At 61.9% G+C, this 19,036-nt stretch carries 15 protein-coding genes and 4 pseudogenes; 9 read left to right on the top strand and 10 right to left on the bottom strand.

The genetic code is table 11. The features are described 5' to 3' along the window. Nucleotides 1-9: 9 nt before the first annotated feature. From NO934_RS16695 to NO934_RS16670, 6 genes and pseudogenes are all read left to right on the top strand, one after another. Entirely contained in the window at nt 10-915 is a 906-nt protein-coding gene (locus NO934_RS16695) for a sugar ABC transporter permease (RefSeq protein ID WP_309161114.1), read from the top strand. Next, on the top strand, nt 915-1,736 hold the full coding sequence (locus NO934_RS16690) for a carbohydrate ABC transporter permease (RefSeq protein WP_309161113.1): 822 nt from the start codon (nt 915-917) through the stop codon (nt 1,734-1,736). The genes NO934_RS16695 and NO934_RS16690 overlap by 1 nt, the downstream gene beginning before the upstream one ends. Further along, nucleotides 1,736-2,869, top strand: coding sequence for a Gfo/Idh/MocA family oxidoreductase (locus tag NO934_RS16685; protein ID WP_309161112.1), 1,134 nt, complete (start codon nt 1,736-1,738; stop codon nt 2,867-2,869). Before NO934_RS16690 ends, NO934_RS16685 begins: the two co-directional genes overlap by 1 nt. 399 nt (nt 2,870-3,268) lie before the next feature. Next, nucleotides 3,269-3,444 (top strand): annotated as a pseudogene (locus tag NO934_RS16680) (IS3 family transposase); the annotation flags it as partial. A 152-nt stretch (nt 3,445-3,596) separates the two neighbouring features. Continuing rightward, nucleotides 3,597-3,752: pseudogene (locus NO934_RS16675) on the top strand (IS21 family transposase); the annotation flags it as partial. Nucleotides 3,753-3,800: 48 nt separating this feature from the next. Continuing rightward, nucleotides 3,801-4,399, top strand: a pseudogene (locus tag NO934_RS16670) (ATP-binding protein); the annotation flags it as partial. Here NO934_RS16670 and NO934_RS16665 read toward each other — a convergent pair. The 4 genes and pseudogenes from NO934_RS16665 to NO934_RS16655 form a co-directional block, all read right to left on the bottom strand. Next, the gene (locus NO934_RS16665; RefSeq protein WP_375143304.1) at nt 4,386-6,566 is read right to left on the bottom strand and encodes a glycogen debranching N-terminal domain-containing protein; all 2,181 of its coding nucleotides are present in this window, start codon (nt 6,564-6,566) and stop codon (nt 4,386-4,388) included. The pseudogene NO934_RS16670 and the gene NO934_RS16665 overlap by 14 nt on opposite strands. 32 nt (nt 6,567-6,598) lie before the next feature. Next, entirely contained in the window at nt 6,599-7,687 is a 1,089-nt protein-coding gene (locus NO934_RS16660; RefSeq protein WP_309161110.1) for a glycosyltransferase family 4 protein, read from the bottom strand. 161 nt (nt 7,688-7,848) lie between these two features. Next, a pseudogene (gene groEL, locus NO934_RS20670) lies at nt 7,849-8,111 on the bottom strand (chaperonin GroEL); the annotation flags it as partial. A 171-nt stretch (nt 8,112-8,282) separates the two neighbouring features. Beyond that, complete coding sequence (locus NO934_RS16655) at nt 8,283-8,960, bottom strand: GntR family transcriptional regulator (protein WP_309161109.1); 678 nt, start codon at nt 8,958-8,960, stop codon at nt 8,283-8,285. A 160-nt stretch (nt 8,961-9,120) separates the two neighbouring features. Between NO934_RS16655 and NO934_RS16650 the strand changes: the two genes are divergently transcribed. The 3 genes from NO934_RS16650 (at nt 9,121) to NO934_RS16640 (ending at nt 12,087) form a co-directional block, all read left to right on the top strand. Continuing rightward, nucleotides 9,121-10,104, top strand: coding sequence for a TRAP transporter substrate-binding protein (locus tag NO934_RS16650; RefSeq protein WP_309161108.1), 984 nt, complete (start codon nt 9,121-9,123; stop codon nt 10,102-10,104). A 171-nt stretch (nt 10,105-10,275) separates the two neighbouring features. Further along, nucleotides 10,276-10,803, top strand: a complete 528-nt coding sequence (locus NO934_RS16645) for a TRAP transporter small permease (protein ID WP_309161107.1) — start codon at nt 10,276-10,278, stop codon at nt 10,801-10,803. Between the two features lie 3 nt (nt 10,804-10,806). Then, nucleotides 10,807-12,087, top strand: coding sequence for a TRAP transporter large permease (locus tag NO934_RS16640; protein WP_309161106.1), 1,281 nt, complete (start codon nt 10,807-10,809; stop codon nt 12,085-12,087). A 31-nt stretch (nt 12,088-12,118) separates the two neighbouring features. On the opposite strand, the gene NO934_RS16635 is transcribed toward NO934_RS16640, so the two are convergent. The 6 genes from NO934_RS16635 to NO934_RS16610 form a co-directional block, all read right to left on the bottom strand. Next, nucleotides 12,119-12,835, bottom strand: coding sequence for a FadR/GntR family transcriptional regulator (locus NO934_RS16635; protein WP_309161105.1), 717 nt, complete (start codon nt 12,833-12,835; stop codon nt 12,119-12,121). After that, a complete protein-coding gene (locus NO934_RS16630; RefSeq protein ID WP_309161104.1) occupies nt 12,832-13,872 on the bottom strand; it encodes a four-carbon acid sugar kinase family protein in 1,041 nt (346 codons plus the stop codon). Before NO934_RS16630 ends, NO934_RS16635 begins: the two co-directional genes overlap by 4 nt. Then, entirely contained in the window at nt 13,869-15,485 is a 1,617-nt protein-coding gene (locus NO934_RS16625) for an ABC transporter ATP-binding protein (protein WP_309161103.1), read from the bottom strand. The genes NO934_RS16630 and NO934_RS16625 overlap by 4 nt, the downstream gene beginning before the upstream one ends. Next, complete coding sequence (locus tag NO934_RS16620) at nt 15,482-16,405, bottom strand: ABC transporter permease (protein WP_309161102.1); 924 nt, start codon at nt 16,403-16,405, stop codon at nt 15,482-15,484. The genes NO934_RS16625 and NO934_RS16620 overlap by 4 nt, the downstream gene beginning before the upstream one ends. Before the next feature lie 11 nt (nt 16,406-16,416). Further along, nucleotides 16,417-17,331 (bottom strand): ABC transporter permease, encoded by a 915-nt coding sequence (locus tag NO934_RS16615; protein ID WP_309161101.1) that lies wholly within the window; start codon nt 17,329-17,331, stop codon nt 16,417-16,419. 73 nt (nt 17,332-17,404) lie between these two features. Next, on the bottom strand, nt 17,405-18,910 hold the full coding sequence (locus NO934_RS16610; RefSeq protein ID WP_309161100.1) for an ABC transporter substrate-binding protein: 1,506 nt from the start codon (nt 18,908-18,910) through the stop codon (nt 17,405-17,407). Between the last annotated feature and the right edge of the window lie 126 nt (nt 18,911-19,036).

Here is a 19,036-nt window from a genome sequence, read left to right as displayed (position 1 = left end):
AGGTTGGCAATGGCCCTGCGCGCGTTGATGCCGAACCGCACGACCCGGACGCATCTGGCATTTCTTGCCTTGCCCGTCCTCCTGTTTGCGACGTTCTACATCTACCCCATTGTTTCGAGCATTCACCTTTCCCTCCATAGCTGGGACGGGTTCTCGCCCTCCATGCGCTGGGTCGGACTGCAGAACTACACAACCCTTCTGGGCCAGCCGCGGTTCATCAACGCCGTGCTCAACAACGTTACCTGGGTGGCGTTCATGCTGATCGTCCCCACTGGCATCGGACTGCTTCTCGCTGCCCTCCTCGATCGGGGGATACGGGGAGAGAGCGTGTTCCGCATTGTCTTCTTTTTGCCCTTCACCATCCCCGCGGTGGCCGTCGCAGCCATCTGGCGCTGGATGTACGAGCCCTCCAATGGTCTGCTCACCACCGTTCTCAATCTTGTGGGCCTGGGTGGGCTGGCGCAGAACTGGTTGGGCGATCCGGCGATCGTCAATTTCTCGCTCATGGGCGCCGTCGCCTGGTGGACGACAGGCTTTGCCTTCCTGGTCTTTTTCGCTGGACTGCGCAATATCCCCACCGAATGCATCGAAGCGGCCCGCATCGAGGGCGCCACGCCCTGGCAGACATTCTGGAAGGTGAGCTTTCCTCTGCTCTGGCCCTCGACCATTATCGTGCTGGGCATGTCCGCGATCGACGCCATGCGCCTCTTCGACGTCGTCTGGGCCATGACCAGGGGCGGGCCGGCCTATTCCTCCGAAGTGCTCGCCACCCAGATGTACGACCTCGCTTTCGGTCGCTTTGCCATGGGCCAGGCCAGCGCCGTCGCCGTCTATCTGCTGATCATCGCCGCAGTCGTCATCATGCCCTACATCTACTACATGTCCACTCGCGTGACCGAGAGCGAGGCCGAATGATGAGCACTGCTCTCCAACAGCGCCAGAGCGCCCTCACCCGCACGGTGCTCATCGTTTTCGCCATCGTCTTTGCCGCCCCGCTCGTCGTGGCCGCGATCACCTCGGTGAAATCACCGTCCGAGCTCACCCGGGTGCTCTCGCTGCCCAGCGAGTTTTACTGGCAGAACTATCTGATTGCGTTCGAGCGCATGGGCCGGAGCTTTTTCAACTCCATCGCCATCACGGTCCCGGCCGTGGCCCTTTCGATTCTGATCGGCGCTATCGCGGGCTACCCGCTTGCCTATATGCGCGGCGCGAGCGGCCGGCTCGTATACTTCCTGCTGCTCACGGGCATGCTGGTTCCCTTCCAGATCGTTCAAATCCCGCTGTTCTTCCTCATCCAGCGCATGGGTCTTTACGACACGATCGGCGGCATGTGGCTCGTACACACCGCCTATGCCATTCCGTTCTGCACCTTCTTCATGCGCAATTTCTTCGCATCGGTGCCCCGCTCGATGTACGAGGCGGCCTTGATCGACGGGTGTGGCCCCGCCCGGTATTTCTGGAAGCTACTCCTCCCCGCTTCCACCTCCGGTCTGGCCGCACTTGCCATCATACAGAGCCGCGCGATCTGGAACGACCTGCTGTTTGCCATAACGCTCACCTCAAGCGACAAGGCGCGGCCGGTGACCGTGCAGATTTCCGGCTTTGCCTCAAGCCTGCAGGTCGAATACGGGCCCCTGATGGCTGCGACCCTGGTATCGGTGTTGCCGGTGATGGCCGCCTATCTGTTCTTCCAGAAAGCCTTCGTGCGCGGGCTGCTCGGCGGAGCCGGCAAGTAATGGTTTTGCGCGTAGCGATAGTCGGCTGTGGGGATATCGCGCATGCCTATGCAAGGCTCTCACACCACTTCCGGAGCTTTAAAATTGTGGCGTGCGCGTCCCGGAGCGCCGAACGCGCTGAGCGTTTCGCAGCACGGCATCGAATTCTCGCCTTGAGCGTCGAAGACGCTCTGGCGGGAAGGCACGGGGTGCAAGCCGTTCTCAACCTTACTCCGCCCACAAGCCACTACGCCGTCAGCATGGCTGCCATCGAAAATGGCCTCCACGTCTATACCGAAAAGCCCCTCGCAACCTCGCTTGAAGAGGGGCAAAAGCTGCTGGATCATTCCCGAGCCAGAACAGTCCGGCTGGGGAGCGCTCCCGACACATTCCTCGGCGCAGCGCTGCAACGTGCCAGACAAGCGGTCGATGACGGATCAATTGGCGAGGTGGTCTTCGGGCAGGCAAATTTCATATCCGGGGGCATGGAACATCGGCACCCCAATCCCGAGTTCTTTTTTAAGCCCGGCGGCGGGCCGGTCTTCGACATTGGACCCTATTATGTAACTGCGCTCGTCTCTCTTTTGGGGCCCGTCACGTCCGTGAGCGCGACCGGATCCATCGGTCGGCGGGTCCGGACGGCCTCCGCACCAGGTTCACCTCATCGGGGGACAACGATCGAGGTGGAAGTGCCGACCACCGTACAGGCCCTGCTGCGCTTCCGTGCCGGACCGCAGGTATGCATGTCATTGAGTTGGGACAGCCGGCCGACTGCCCTGCCTCATATTGACCTACACGGCACGCATGGCCGACTGGTGCTTCCCGACCCCGATTTCTTCGGCGGCAGCCTCGAGATCACCGATGCGAATGGGACGGTCGTCATTCCCACAGAGGCACTGCCGCTGGGAAAGATCAATTGGCCGGAACAAAAACCTTCGCTGGCCAACTATCGCGGGATCGGGTTGGCCGAATTCGCGCAGGCCATCAAGGAGAGCAGACAACATCGCCCATCCGCCGAAATGGCATTTCACGTTCTGGACGTTCTGACCGCGATATTGACATCGGCTGAAACCGACAAGATGTGCCAAATCGCCTCAACATGCGAGCGCCCGGCGCCAGTAGCAAACGGTACCTACGATCGCTTCTTTATTTAGAACTCAGGCCCAAGCCGGTTCTCCATCTATCAAAAATGCCAAAGTTGCCTTTTGTTGTATTTTTGTTGTGGGTCCTACAGTGGGCTGGCAGCTTTGGGACGGCGATGGTGTGAGATTGCCGTTCGATCTGTCCAAGACGACTACTCACACGTCGAAACTCCTTCTCCCACCGCGTTTTCCAAAGGTCCTCGATCGCCTCTTCACTTGACCATTCGAAGGGTCCGGAAGCGAGTCTGCTTCACTCTGGATCGAGTTGATGACCCGAGATCCGCTACCTCGATTCGCGACGCTCCCGATGATCAGACTAGCATCGCCGGCACGCGCCGCCGCTAACGCGATGTCCTTGGTCGCCACCTCAAGTTCAGGAACGACCGCACGAGTTCGTGCCCCGCGCCTGCTGGGGACGCAATGCTCGACAACATCGTGCTGAAGGGCCTTCTGGGAAAGTCCTAACGACACCGAAGGTGCAGCGGGAGGCGGTGCTGAGGGCGGTGCGGGATCATGACATCTCGCAACGCCGGCCCTGCGTTCTGGTCGGTGTCGATCCGATGACGGTGCGTCGCGAGCGGCCGCCGAAGTCCTGCCCGCCGCGCCTGCAGTAAACAATCCGTGCCTGTGATTAGGCGTGCAATTTTGACCCCGGTTTGGGGTTAATCGGCATCCAATATTGACCCCCTTGTTTTGTTTTTAGCACTGCCTGTTTTGGATTTTGACAGGCGGTCGGGGGATGAAGGGCGTGGATACGATTGCACGGGTTCGCCGGGCATATTTCGTGCAGGGCAAGTCCATCAAGCAGATCGAGCGTGAGCTGCATGTTGCGCGCAACACGGTGCGCAAGATCATCCGGTCGAGTGAGACGCGCTTTTCCTATGAGCGAGAGACCTAGCCCCTGCCAGCCATCGGGCCGTGGCAGGCAGAGCTGGATCGCCTGCAGCGCAATGTCGTGCTGGTCGGCGGGACGGGAACCGGAAAGACCCACCTGGCAATCGCCATAGCCCGAGCCTGTATCCGCAATGGCGCACGCGGCAGATTCTTCAACGTCGTCGACCTGGTCAACAAGCTCGAGATCGAATCCAGGGCTGGAAAGCAGGGGCGGCTGGCCGAGTATATGGGGCGCAAGGACTTCGTCATCCTCGACGAACTGGGATATCTTCCCTTTGCCCAGTCAGGAGGCCAATTGCTCTTCCATCTGGTGAGCCGCCTCTATGAGCAGACCTCGGTCATTGTCACCACCAACCTCACCTTCGGGGAATGGCCATCCGTGTTCGGTGACACAAAGATGACCACCGGCCTGCTCGATCGGCTCGCTCATCACTGCGATATCGTCGGGACCGGCAACGAAAGCTGGCGATTCAAAAACAGGGAATAAAGCTCCCTCAGCAGACCCGCGGGCGAACCGCCTCCGCAACCCCCGCCAGCTCCACCGGTTCGCCCGCTCCACATAGGGGTCAATATTGGGGGCAAACTTCAACGCCGATTGACACTTTGATTCGAGCGTTATCTCGCCAAGGTGTATTCAGGTGGTCGTAGCGACGCCAATCGCACCTTGGCGCCTTTCCACCTCGACCACCACGGCTTGGCCAGAGCGGTGGAGAGAAATATCGGCCGTCGCACTGTTCAACCGCAAGCGCTTCAGATGGACCGTGTTGAGAAAGTCCGGCAGCATTGGGCTGTCGAACAGGATGCGACCGGCCTCGACATCGAAGCGCAGGCCGAGGCAGGCTTGCAGTGTGTAAAGCGGTGCAGCAGCGGCCCAGGCCTGGGGAATACAGGCGACTGGGTAGAATGTCGGTCCGTGGGATGCGAGTCGCGAAAAGCCACAGAACAATTCAGGCAAGCGCCGCAAATCGATATAGCTCGCCGCGGCGAACAATCCCTCGAGAATGCGAACCGTTTCGCCCTTCAGCCCGTAGCGTGCCAGGCCGGCGGCGATCAGAGCATTATCGTGCGGCCAGACTGAACCGTTGTGATAGCTCATGGGATTGTAGCGGCTCTGACCTGCTGCGATCGTGCGCACACCCCATCCGCTGAAGCTTGCTCGGCCCATAAGGGCGGCAGCGACCGAGCGGGCGTGCGCGCGTTCCGCTATACCGGTCCAAAGGGCATGTCCTGCATTGGACGACAGCACCCGGCAAGGGCGCTTGTCGCCATCGAGCGCCAGAACGTAACTGCCAAGCTCGGGGTCGAAGAAATCGCGCGCGAAGGCATGGCGCAGGCTTTCGGCACGCCGGGCAAACCGCGCTGCGGCATCGGCATGCCCCAGGCGTTCCGCCATGGCGCTTGCTGCCATGAACGCTCCATAAACATAGGCCTGCACCTCGCAGAGCGCGATCGGGCCCTTGGCCAGCGTACCGTCGCTGTGAAAGATTGAATCGTGGCTGTCCTTCCAACCCTGATTGGCCAGGCCCTGCTCGGACCGGCGGCCATACTCGAGGTATCCGTCGCCGTCTCGGTCGCCATAGTGCTCGATCCACGCCAGCCCGGCCTCGATGTGAGGCCAGAGCGCACCGATCGCCTCCATATCTCCTGTGCGGTCGAGATATGCTCCCGCCAGCATCACGAACAAGGGTGTTGAATCGATGCTGCCGTAATAGCGGCGGAATGGCACCTCGCCCAACTCCGCCATTTCGCCATACCGCACCTCGTGCAGGATCTTGCCCGGCTCGGCATCGGCAGCGGCGTCCATTTCTGTCGCCTGGTTGGCCGCGAGATGGAACAGCACGCCTCGCGCGATATCTGGGTCGATCCAGAGCGTCTCGAACGCGGTGATGAGCGCGTCCCGCCCGAAAACCGTGCTGAACCACGGAACGCCAGCATAGGGGTATGGACCTTCCGGCGTGTCGGTCATCAGCATATAAAGGTCCGAGATGCTGCGAGCCACGCTCTCGTTAAAGATATCGTTGGAGGTAACGATCGCGGCCGCGCGCGAGAAGGCCCTGCGCAGGGAATGGCGTGCCCCGCGAATGGCGCTGAAGAACGATTCTCTCCGGGGCGTTTTGTGGACGCCGTCGAGGCACTCGACAGTCACAAGTACCGATTGGGTCTCCTTGGGTTCGAGGGTGAGGACGAAGCGTACGCGCGCTCCCGAAATCACGTGGGGGCGGGGCAAAAACCGCAGATGCGTCTTGCGCTCGATTCCGTCCAGCCCGGTATAGCCCAGCAGCACTCTGTCTTCACCGACGACTGACTCGAGATCCTGCCCGCGCCGTGTGCGGGCGGTGCCGCGTACCTCGAACAGATCGGCAAAATCTGCCTCGAAGACGAGGTCGAGAACCACGGTGACCGCCTGTTCGTCGAAGTTGCGGACGGCGATCCGCTCGTAGCATGCAGCCTTCCAAAGAAACCGCGAGCGACGGATGTGGATCAGATCATGCTCGAGCCGGAGGCGTCCCTGCTCGTCGAAAAGGTCGGGATTGGTGAGATCTGAGGTCAGAGTAGCGTTGTCATCACGCAGGGTTGAGCTCAAAAGCAGCGGCCTGCTGCCATTGATGGTCAGCGTCAAGCGCGAGAGATGCCGTGTATCGCGGTGAAAAAGGCCCTCTGCACCCGTTGGATCGGCATGGATGTCGCCATTATGGTCGAACACGCCGAACGTGTCGCCATGCTTGAGCGTGCGGGTTCGGACCTCTTGCAGCGATGCGCGGGCCAGGACGCCATAGGGTTCTTCGTCATGGGGTGGAAACCCACCGGCTTCCATCTGTGATGCGAGTTCATGCATTTTGTCCTCCGTCACATCAGAACGGAAACGCTTCGGGCTGTTTGAGTCGCTGAAAACGCTTCGTGCCGTCCCACTAGGCTCAGGCGCTCATAGAGGGCCACATAGTCCCGCGCCATACGCTCGGCTGTGAAGCGGGCTTCGAATGTGGCGCGGACCAAATGACGATCCAGGCCGCGCGCCTTTTGCGCACACTCGACGGCCTGCTCGATCGTCTCGACAATGAAGCCGGAAACGCCACGGTCGAGTACCTCGGGCACCGAGCCGCAGTTGAAGGCGATGACCGGCGTGCCACAAGCCATGGCCTCGATCATCACCAATCCGAAGGGTTCGGGCCAGTCGATGGGAAACAAAAGCGCTGTGGCGTTGCCCAGGAACTGCGCCTTCTGCGCCTCGTTGATCTCGCCGACGAACTCGACATTGTGGTGACGGGCTATAAGCGGGGCGATGGTTTCCTCCCAATAGGCCTGGTCAACCTTGTCCACCTTGGCGGCAATCTTGAGGATCATGCCTGTACGCGCCGCGATTTCTATGGCGCGGTCTGGGCGCTTTTCAGGCGAGATGCGTCCCAGGAACGCCAGATAACCGCCAGCTACCTCTGGCTGGAACGGCAGAAGGTCTGCCGGCAGGCCGTGATAGATCGTCCCGGCCCAGTTAACCGGAGGCATGGGTTTGCGCTGATCATTGGAAATCGAAACCAGCGGGAATTCAGGGAAGGTGCGATAGAAAGGTACGAGATCGGGCAGATCGAGGCGGCCGTGCAGCGTAGTGATGGTCTTGCCGGCGCATTCACGCACCAAGGGGAAATGTAGCATGTCGATGTGGAAATGCAGGATATCAAATTCGTCGGCGCGTTGGCGCACCTGTTCAAGCATCATGACATTATAGGGAATCGGGTCACGCACTTGGGGGTTGAGCCGCAGAGCGACGTGGGCACAAGGCACCAACTGGGCCAGCGTTCTTGAGTCCCCGCTGGCAAAGAGCGTCACCTCATGGCCCTGCCGGACCAACTCGTCGGTGAGATAAGCTACGATGCGCTCCGTCCCGCCGTAAAGCTTGGGCGGTACACATTCAGTCAAAGGGGCGATTTGCGCGATTTTCATTATTAGGGCACTCCTTTGCTCGCGCGAAGGCTCGGCCACACTGATTAGGGCCGCGCGGCGACAGTTTTTCTGGATATCTCGGCTGACAGCCGATTGAGCCGGCCTGCCCAATCGTTAACGATGTCCGGCGGCAAACCGCCGGGCACTTTGACTTGCGATAATCAGAAGTCCATCCCGACTCCGGCCGGCATGGTGGGAGCCGCTCCCTTCTTGGGCTTCTCGGCCACCAGGGTCTCGGTTGCGATCAGGAGTGACGCAGCATCCTCCAGCGCGGCGCGGACCACCTTGGCGGGTCGATCACGCCTGTGGCGACGAGGCCCTCTGATATTCACCTGCCCCGGCGTTATAACCCCAGCTGTATCCTTCACAAGCAGCTTGCCCGGATCACCGAGCCATCCTCCCCGGCATTGAGCGCGATCTGCTTGTTCGCGAAAAAGCGACAGGCGATGTACCGCGCAGATGGTGGCCGGATCGGGGTTGCGGGAGCTTTCCCCGCCCCTCGCGCGCACGCCACCGGCTCGAGGAAGGACAGCGGCGGGTTCGTGTTGGATCCTAATGGGCTACGGCGCCAAAGAAATATGACAACTTCGCTCCATCAACGCGGGATAAAATAGGCGGGAAACCGCTTCCGGCCGAGTTCGAGATGCGCGGTGATTTTTCCCAGATGCGTACGCAACACACGCTCCGCTGCATCCGCCCTGCCCGCAAGAATTGCCTCCGTAATGTCCCGGTGCTCGGCCAGGGATAGCTTCAGATTGGAGTCGAGCGTCATGAAGCGAACCCGGTCGAGCTGCGCCTTTTGGGCGTCGATCAAATCCCAAACGAACTCCACCTCAGCGAGTTCGGCGATCTTGCGGTGAAAGGCTTCATCAAGCGCATGAAAGGCCGATAAGTTCTGCGATGTCGCCGCTTCCTCTTGCGCGATCAGCAGCGGCTCCAGCGCCTCTCCCCATCCCAAATGATCCCGCGCAGCCGCCTTGCGCATGATTTCAACTTCCAGCGCCTCGCGCACGAAGCGCGCGTTGAGCACCGCCTGTTCGGAAATCGGCACCACCCGCGTCGCCTTGCGCGCCCGCACCGTAACCAGCCCCATCTGTGAGAGGCGGATCAGCGCTTCTCGTACGGGTTGCCGCGACACTCCGAACCGCAGCGCCATCTCGGATTCGGAGACCGGATCGCCAGGCTTGAGCGCCAGTCTGATAATATCATCGCGCAGCAGCGAAACGATACGCTCTGCATTGGTCTCTTCAACTATGTCCAGCTCAGTTATCATACAGAACATACAATTGGTCAGTTGACATGCAATTCAATCTTCCATACCAGATTGAGGGGCAGGCTAGGGATAGGGCCAGTTGTGTTCTGCCGCAAGCCTCGTTCTGGGAGAATTTGCCGTTCGGCCGGTGGAGGAACCGGCCTGTGCATGGGAGGAACTTATGAACGTCTTCGTGAAGTTTTCGGCGTCGGTGGCCATCCTGGCCGGCCTCGCCACCGGCGCTGCGAGCCAGGAAATCCTCTTGCGCTCGTCCGACACCCACCCCGATGGCTACCCCACGGTCGAAGCCGTCAAGCACATGGGTGAGTTGCTCATGGAGCGCTCGGGCGGCCGCATCGGCATCGAAGTCTACCATTCGAGCCAGCTCGGCGAGGAGGCCGACGCCATCGAACAGACCCGGCTCGGCGTCATCGACATCATCCGCGCCTCGTTCGGCCCGTTCAACAATATCATTCCCGAGACCAAGGTCCCCTCGCTGCCCTATATCTTCCGTTCGGTGGAGCATATGCGCGCTGTAGCCGACGGCGATATCGGCGCCGACATCCTCGCCGCCTTCGAGCCGCACGGCCTGATCGGGCTCGCATTCTACGATGCGGGCGCGCGGTCCTTCTACACGTCCGAAACCCCGGTCCGTTCGATCGAGGACATGGCGGGTCAGAAATTCCGCGTCATGCAGTCGGATCTCTTCGTCGACATGATCAACGCGCTAGGCGCCGACGCCGTGCCCATGCCCTATGGCGAGGTCTATTCGGCCATCCAGACCGGGGTCATCGACGGGGCGGAGAACAATCCTCCCTCCTATGAAACCGCGCTGCACGCCGAAGTCGCGCCCTATTACACGCTGGACGAACACCTGATCGTCCCCGAAGTCCTCGCCATCTCGAAAATCACCTGGGATCGGCTTTCGCCCGAAGACCAGGAGTTGGTCCGCCAGGCAGCCATCGATTCGGTCGCCTATCAGCGCGAGCTCTGGGATGCCGCCGAGCAGGCTTCGCTCGAAGCCGTCGCCGCCGCCGGCTCGGAAATCATCGAGGTCGATAAGCAACCCTTCATCGACGCCATGGCGCCCGTCTACGAGCAATATGTCGACACCCCTGAACTCCAGGAACTGGTCGACCGCATCCAGGCGCTCGAAGTCGAATAGCGAACCGCCGGCTCCTCCCGGCTGGATAGGGGGCACGGCCGCAAGGCCGCGCTCCCTGCCCTCCGGAGCCGGTCAGCCTCGTGGAGCCGCCGCCTCGGGACAGATCCCGGAATAGCAGCACCGGCCCCTCACCTGGCTTCCGGCAGCCCAAAATCCGCTCACGGATGATCGATGAACACGATGCTCACCCGCCTTAGCGCCGTTTTCTCCCGCCTCGCCACCCTCGCGCTCTGGGTAGCTGGCATCGGGCCGGTCGCCATGACCGTCGCCGTCGCTTGGCAGGTCTATGGCCGCTACGTCCTGGGCTCCACGCCGCGCTACACCGAAGCCCTCTCGATCATGCTCATGGCCTGGTTCATATTCCTGGGCGCCGCCGTCGGCGTGCGCGAGCGCTACCATCTTGGGTTTGATGTGCTGCTCTATTTCGTCCCCCTGCGGGCTAAATCCGTGCTGCGCACCATTTCCGACGTCGTCGTTTTCGCCTTCGGGCTCGGCATGGTGGTCTATGGCGGCCAACTTGCCGCGCTCAACTGGTCGGTCGCCATCCCCACCCTGGGACTGCCCGGCTTCATGAGCTTCCTGCCCATCATCACTGGCGGCGTCCTGATCTGCCTGTTCACTATCGAACGCCTGCTACAGCGCTTCGCCGGTCTCGACCCCGATGGCGACGCCGCCCTCGCGGAAGCCGTGGAGAACTGAGCGATGGAATTGCTCGTCCTCTTCGGTACCTTCGTCGTCCTGCTCCTGATCGGCACTCCCATCGCCTTTTGCTTAGGCGTTGCCTCCTTCGCCACTATCCTTTTCATGGGCTTGCCGCCCGTTGTCGTCTTCCAGCGCCTCCATTCGGGCGTCTCGGTCTATTCGCTGATGGCCATCCCCTTCTTCATCTACGCCGGGGATCTGATGGTGCGCGGCGGCATCGCGGCACGATTAGTGGCGCTGGCTGGCTCGCTTGTCGGGCATCTGCGTGGTGGGCTGGGTCAGGTCAACATCGCCGCCTCGACCATGTTCGGCGGCATTTCCGGCTCGGCCATCGCCGACGCTTCAGCCATTGGCGGATTGATGATTCCGCAGATGAAACAACGCGGCTACGGCGTCGATTACGCCGTCAACATTACCGTCACCTCGGCCGTGATCGCACTGATGATCCCGCCTTCTCACAACATGATCATCTATTCCATCTCGGCGGGCGGCCGCATTTCGATCGCAGACCTCTTCACCGCCGGCATTATTCCCGGCCTGCTGCTGACGATCGCGCTGATGTCCACCGCTTATGTCGTCGCCGTCCGCCGCGGCTATCCAACGGAAAAATTCGCCGGCCTGCGCGTGGTGCTGCAACTGCTCCTCGCCGCCATCCCCGGCCTGATCCTCATCGGCATCATCTTCGGCGGCGTGCGCTCGGGTGTTTTCACCGCCACCGAAAGCTCGTGCATCGCCATCATCTACGCGTTCCTCGTGACGCTGCTGATCTACCGCTCCATGAGCTGGCACGACTTCGTCGCCGCCACCCTCGGCGCCGTCCGCACCACTGCCATGGTGCTGCTCGTCATCGGCAGCGCCGCAACCTTCGGCTGGCTCCTCGCCTACACGCGTGTCCCCACCCACCTGATCGAATTCATGCAGGCGATTTCGGACAATCCCATCATCGTCCTCCTGCTCATCAACGTGCTGCTGCTGTTCCTGGGCACTTTCATGGACATGTCGCCCCTGATCATCATCACCACCCCCATCTTCCTGCCTGTCGCCGTCGCCTATGGCGTCGATCCGGTCCATTTCGGGGTGATCATGGTTCTGAACCTGGGCATTGGGCTATGCACCCCGCCCGTGGGATCGGTCCTGTTCGTTGGCTGTGCCGTGGGCGGTATCCGCATCTGGGACGCGATAAAATCGATCTGGCCCTTCTACTTCGCCGCGATCGCCGTCCTTCTGATCGTCAGCTACATTCCCGCTACGGCCCTCTGGCTGCCGTCACTGTTTCAGTAGGGCCGGCAGAGCCTAGCGCGGCGACCACCCGTCAAATAGCAGTCGTGCCACGTGGGGACAAAAGACGATCCCGCGAGCCCGCGATGTGCTGGCGCATCTGGTTCCGTGCACGGGCGGCGTCGCGGTTGGAAATGGCTTCATAGACCGCCGTGTGCTCCACGAATACGTGCTCCAGCCCGTCATTGGTGCTCTTGAGCGACAGGCCGTGGAATCGCATGCCGACGGCGATGTGATCTTCGAGCGCCTGCATGGCGGTCGCGAAGTACGGATTGGCCGACGCCTGGGCGATGCTGAGGTGGAACATGAAATCTGCGTCGACCCGGTGGGCCCGGCGATTGGTCGCGTCACGCAGAAGGCTCAGCGCCGTCCTGATCTTGCCCAGCGCCTCTTCGGTGCGCCGCTCGGCAGCCATGGCGGCGGCCTCGGGCTCTATTGTGAGACGGAAGTCATAGCAATGCTGCAGGTCCGACAGGTTTTCCATCTGCCCGAACCCCAAGGGCTCGCGAATGCCCTGCTCGCGCACGAAGCTCCCCGCGCCGCGACGGGAATAGATCAGGCCCTGATCGCGCAGCCGCTGCAATGCGTCTCGGATCACCGGCCGGGAAACCTGGAACTCGGCGGCAAGGGCATGCTCGGTCGGCAGGCGTTCATCCACGCCATAAGCCCCCGATTTGATCGCCTTTTGGATACGCTCGAACACCGTATCCGAAAGGGTGCGGCGAACGTTAAGACCATTCGATAAAGTCATGCGCCACCTACCATGGTTCCCGCACCCTGAAGGTTGAGAACATCCACAAATGCATCCGGCCCGCCGAAGCCGCCGGATTTGGTGATTAGCTTGAAGCGGCCGGCATCGGCAAGTGGAAGCCCCGGCACCACTTCACCGAGCACCTCAAGCAGATCGATGCCGATGAAATCGAGCACGGCCTGAGCCGTCGCACCGCCGGAAACGACGAGCAATGCATTGTCCGGTGGATCGAGCGTCGCGACGGCCCTTGCGAGATTTTCCGAGACTGTGCCCGCATCGGCTCGCTGCGACCCAGGCGTCGCTTGGATGACGGTGATCGCGTCACTCAACCTCGCCCCATCGGGCACCACGCCATTGGGTGCGGGAAAATAGGCGATATCCGGAAAAGCCCGACGCAGATGGTCGACCTGTTCGAGCGTGATGGGGTCCGTCGATCCGATCACCACCAGGACCGGTCCACGATGCACGACCTTGCCCGCGCCCCGGCCTCCAATCCCCATGCGCTCAGCCTGCGCTTCAGCGAGCGCCCTCGCGCCGACAAGCAGATCGTAGCCGCCTCGTTGTAAAGCGGCATGGATATCGTCCTGCGTTGCGGCATCGGGAATGATCGCGCGCGCAGCATGATGGCCCAGGCGGCCGGCGACGTCGATGGGTGCATCGACGCCAAACCCGCCCAGCTTACCATCGCGCACCCAGCGCCCGAAGGCCGGAATGGCGGGAACGACGAGCGCCTTGCTGAAGGTGAGCGCATCGAGTTCGGTCACCAGATTGCCCTTGAGGCGCGAGTCGATCTTCTTGAAGGCCTTAGTGCCCTCTGGAAACGCCAGCCACGCCGCCGCTGTCCTTTCGCGCGCCTCTGCGGGTGCGACGTCGCGGCTATCGGTGGAGACCGCGACGACACTGGCGCCCGTGTCGTTGACCTTTCCCAAAGCCGCTGGCGAAAGGGCGACAATCGTGTGATGGCCGCGCGCGGCGAAGGGCGCGGCTGAATCCAGCGCGCCCGAGAGATCGTCAGCGATGATCGCCAGTTCCGTCATGCGGGAGTGGCCGCCGCGAGCCGCCGTTGGGCCTGGACATCCGGATCGGGGTCGAGATTGGCCGCCAGGAGCTTTTGCGTATAGGGGTGCCGCGGGGCGTTGAAGACCTGCTCGGTGGGACCGCGTTCCACGATCTCCCCCGATTTCATCACCAGCACCATATCGGCGAAATCCCGCACAACGCCAAGATCATGGGCGATGAAGAGATAGGAGATGCCGAGCTTTTCCCGCAAACCGTCGAGCAGCGCCATCACCTGGGCCTGGACCGAAACGTCGAGGGCGGACACCGCCTCGTCACAGATAATCAACTCGGGTTCGAAAGCGAGTGCCCGGGCGATGGCGATGCGTTGGCGTTGGCCGCCGGAAAATTGATGCGGATAACGGTGGGCGTGCTCAGGTAACAGGCCGACCTGTTCGAGCAGTTCGGCCACCCGGGCGCGACGCGCCTTGCGGTCCGGCATCAAGCGGTGAATGTCCCAGGCCTCGGATATGAGCTGATAGACCGACATGCGCGGATTGAGCGACTGCGTGGGGTCCTGAAACACCATCTGGATGTCACGGCGCACGCCGAGCAATTCGCGTGCCGGCATGGTGATGAGGTCCCTGCCCTTCCACAACGCCTTCCCGCTATCGGCTTTTTCGAGGCGCAGAATGGTGCGCGCCAGGGTCGATTTGCCCGACCCGCTCTCGCCGACCACGGCAAGGCTTTGCCCGCGCGCCAGCGAAAAGGATACCCCGTTCAGCGCCGTGAAATTGCCATAGGTTTTGGCAAGATCGGTCACCTTGAGCAGAACCGGCGCCTCTTTTGCCGGTTGCTTGATCTCGCCCTTGCCCGGCGCGGCGCCGATAAGCTTGCGGGTATAGGGGTGCTGGGGATTGTGATAAACCTCGCGGGCAGTTCCCCGCTCGACGATCTCCCCCTCGTTCATCACGATCACCCGGTCCGCGATTTCGGCGACCACGCCCAGATCGTGGGTGATGAGCACGAGCCCCATGCCTGTTTCGGCCTGCAACTCCTTGAGCAGCGTCAGCACCTCGGCCTGTATCGTGACATCGAGCGCCGTGGTGGGCTCGTCGGCGATCAAGATGTCGGGCTTGAGCATCAGCGCCATGGCGATCATCAAGCGTTGGCGCTGTCCGCCGGAAAATTCGTGCGGATATTTCCTCAGCGCCTTTTCCGGTTCGGGCAGTCCCACCCGCGTCACCAGTTCCAGTGCCCGCGCGCGAGCCATCTCGAGCGGACGGCCATGGGCCGTCATCATTTCGATGATTTGCCAACCCACCGTATAGACCGGATTGAGGTGTCCCAGCGGATCCTGGAAGATCATCGCGATCCGCTTGCCATTGAGCGCCCGGTGCTCCTCATAGCTTACCTTGAGCAGGTCCTTGCCCTCGAACATCACCTCCCCGCTCACCACCTCGGCAGGCGGGATATCGAGCAGGTTCATGACCGCCGACGCGGACACCGATTTGCCCGATCCGCTCTCTCCGAGGATGGCCAGCGTCTCTCCGCGATCCACCGACCAGGAGACATTGCGCACGGCATGCACCGTCCCGCGCGCGGTGTAAAAATCCACCGAGAGGTTGCGGACGGCGAGCAGGGCTTGGGTCATGTCCTGTCCTTTCGGCTTTCAAGGCGCCAGCGCTGGGCCGGATCGAGCGCGATACGCATCCAGTTGGAGAGCAGGTTGAGCGCCAAGGCGGTGATGACGATCATCAGTCCCGGCCAGAAGGCCAGCCACCAGGCCGAGTTGAGATAGGGCCGCCCCTGGCTGACCATCAGGCCCCAGGTGATGTTGGGCGGCTGAATGCCGATACCCAGGAACGAGAGCGAGGATTCGGCCAGCATGACGAAGGCGAAATCAAGCGTCGCGATGGTAATCAGCGTCGGGGCGATGATCGGCAGGATATGGCGGAAAATGATGCGCCAGTGGGAGGCGCCCATCACCACCGCCGCCTGCACGAACATGCGTTCGCGCACTTCGAGTACTTCGGCGCGCGTGGTGCGCAGATAGATGGGAATGCGGGTGATGGCGAGCACCAGGATCATGTTGGGGATCGAGGGACCCAGAACATAGAGCACCACAACGGCAAGCAGCAGTGAGGGGAAGGACATGATGACGTCCGCAAGCCGCATGATGACCTGCGATACCGTCTTGCCCATATAGCCGGCGATCAGCCCGAACAGCGCCCCCACCGCCAGGGCGGAAAGCACGGCGCCGGCGGCAACCATCATCGTGCTTTGCGCCGCGACGATCAGCCGGGCCAGCATCGGCCGGCCCAGCGTGTCGCCGCCGAGCACGAAAATCCAGCCGCGCGAGAGATCGAACGGCGGGCTGTTGCGTCCGCGCAGGTTCTGGTCGGTCGCCAGCTCTCCGAGGAGCGGCGGGCCGAAAACCGCGCAGGCGATGATGATGAGCAGCACCACCGCCGAAGCAAAGGCCAGCTTGTCCCTCCACAGCATGGAAAGAAGCGCCCTGCCCTTGCCCGAGGGCTTGGCAGGCGAAGCTGACGTGAGAGATGTGTCGGTCATCGGGGCGCTCCTTACTGCCGGATGCGCGGATCGAGGATCGAATAGGCGATGTCGATCAGGATGTTCATGATGAAGATGGCGATGGCGGTGACGAGGATTGCGGCCATGACCACGTTGAAATCGCGCTGCAGGATGGAATCGATCATCAGCTTGCCGACGCCGGGAAATCCGAAGATCGTTTCCACGATCACCGCGCCGTTGAGCAGCGCCGCCGCCTGATCGCCGATCACGGTGATGACCGGCAGCATGGCGTTGCGCAGGGTGTGTACGAAGATGATGGGGCGGTTCTTGACGCCCTTGGCACGCGCCGTCTTGACGTAGGGAGCCGCAAGCGCGGACAGCATGGAGCCCCGCACCACCTGCACGATCAGCCCGAAGGGGCGGATGAACAGCACCGCGACGGGCATGATCCAGTGCCAGGGCGTTCCCACCCCCGATGTGGGCAGCCAGCCCAGATTGATAGCGAAAAGCACGATGGCGACAATGGCGATCCAGAAATCGGGCGCCGAAGCCCCGATCAGCGAAACGACCGAAATGCCACGATCGATGATGCCGCCCACATTGAAGGCGGCGATGGCGCCCAGAACGATGGCGGCGGCGACCACCAAGGTCATGGTGATCAGGGCCAGCGGCAGCGTCCAGGCATAGGCCTCCAGCACCACATCGATGGCCGGCCGGGCCTGGCGCAACGACTCCCCGAGATCGAGCCGGAGCACGTCCATGACATACATGCCGAACTGCTCGATGACCGGACGATCCAATCCGTGAAGCGCGCGGAACTGCTGCTTCATTTCCTCGGTCGCATCGATGGGAAGAAACAGCGCCGCCGGATCGCCCGTGAGGCGCGAGAGAAAGAAGACCATCACCATGAGGACAATCAGCGAAAAGAAGCTGGCAATCGCTCTCTGGCCGACCAGTTTGATCATGGGTGTCACCGATCCGTTTCGAAAGGGGCGGCGCCGGCTCTCCGGCGCCGCCCGTCCATGTTTCGTCAGGGCTTTAGTTGAAGCCGATCTCGGAAAGCTGGAGCTGCGAGTTGGTGGCAATGGTGGGACGGAAATCCAACCGTTCGCTCACCCGGCTGTGCCCGACCATGTGGAACAGGAGCACGTCGGCATAAAGCTCGTCATGGACCACCGCGAAGAGCTCGGACCAGAGCGCGGAACGCTCGTCTCCGGTCGCGGCCGTTGCGCGTTCGATCAGGTCATCCACCTCTGGATCGGCAATGCCCGACTGGGTGCCTTCGCTGTGATATTTGAAGAAGGCCGAAAACACCGGATCACCGCGGCTGTTATCGTGCTGGGCAAGGATCAGGCGCGTGCCTTCGCTTTCCGGATAGGGCTTGGAGTAATACTGCTCGTGCTCGGCCACTTCCACCATGCGCAGGGTCGCGTTGAACCCGACATCGGTCAGCATCTGGGTCAGCGCTTCGGCCACTTCGGCCACATTGGGGAAGTTCTCGGTTCGCGCGATGATCTCGATGGGTAGGCTCACATCCACCCCATCGGCCTCCGCTTCAGCCAGAAGCTGGCGTGCCAGGTCGGGATCGAAGGCATGCGGCTCGAGATCGCCGTTCCAGCCGAGCGTGGTCGGCGGAACGATGGCCACGGCAAGGTCGGTGCCTTCGGCCAAAAGCGTTCCGATGAACGCCTCGCGATCGATCGCATGGTTCAGCGCCTGGCGGACGCGAAGATCGCTGGTGGGCGCGTCGGCGCTATCGATGCGCAGATAGACGGTTTCGGAATTGGGATAGCTGAAGTCGGTCGCCGGGTTAGTGGCTTCGAGTTCGGTGATCTGGGGCGCTATATCGGCCTCGCCGGTTTCCACCATGGCGGCGCGCACGGCAGCCTCGCTGCGGAAGACGTAGCGGGCCGAGGTCACCTCCGGCTGCTCGCCCCAATAGTCGTCGCGGCGATCAAGCTGGATGTATTGGCCGATAGCCCGATCGGAAAGCACGTAAGGTCCGGTACCGATCGGTTCGTCGACAAACTCCATCGGCGTTTCCGACGGCACGATGGTCACCAGCGTCATCAGCAGCGGCAGGATCGGCTGGGCCGGCTCGGCCGTGATATCGATCGTCAGGTCATCGACGACCTCGAAGCTGAGTTCGGTATCGGCGAAATAGCGGGCACTCTCGCAGGTGATCTGATCGGAGAACACACGCGCAAAGGAGTGTTCCACGTCGGCGGCATCAAAGCTCGTGCCGTCCGAGAACGAGACGTCCGGGCGCAGGTTGAAGCGCCAGGTGCCCTCCCCGAGATCTTCCCAGCTTTCAGCCAGCCTTGGCATCAGCCCCGCATCGCCCCGCACGTCGAGCTGGGTGAGCGTCTCGCTGATATTCTGCATGATGACGCGGCCGATGTTGGAACGGGTCGCCATGCAGGGCTCGACAAGATCGAGCTCCTCGCTGAGCACCACGGTGATGTCGGTATTGTCCTGCGCAAGCGCGGGGCTCACGGCGGTCGACGCAAGCAAAGCGCCGGCAATCAGATATCTCAGAGTCAATGCTTCCTCCCTTGGCAGCGTCCTGTAGCGGCTGGACGGCGCTGCCCGAGCGCCCAGCGGCGATAACGTGACCCGGCTCGACAGCCGAACCCGCACCACTATCCAATTCTGGCGCCATAGTTGTCA

The organism is Pelagibacterium sp. H642 (assembly GCF_031202855.1).
In the GTDB taxonomy this organism is placed as follows: domain Bacteria; phylum Pseudomonadota; class Alphaproteobacteria; order Rhizobiales; family Devosiaceae; genus Pelagibacterium.
This window is presented reverse-complemented; position numbering and strand designations above follow the sequence as displayed.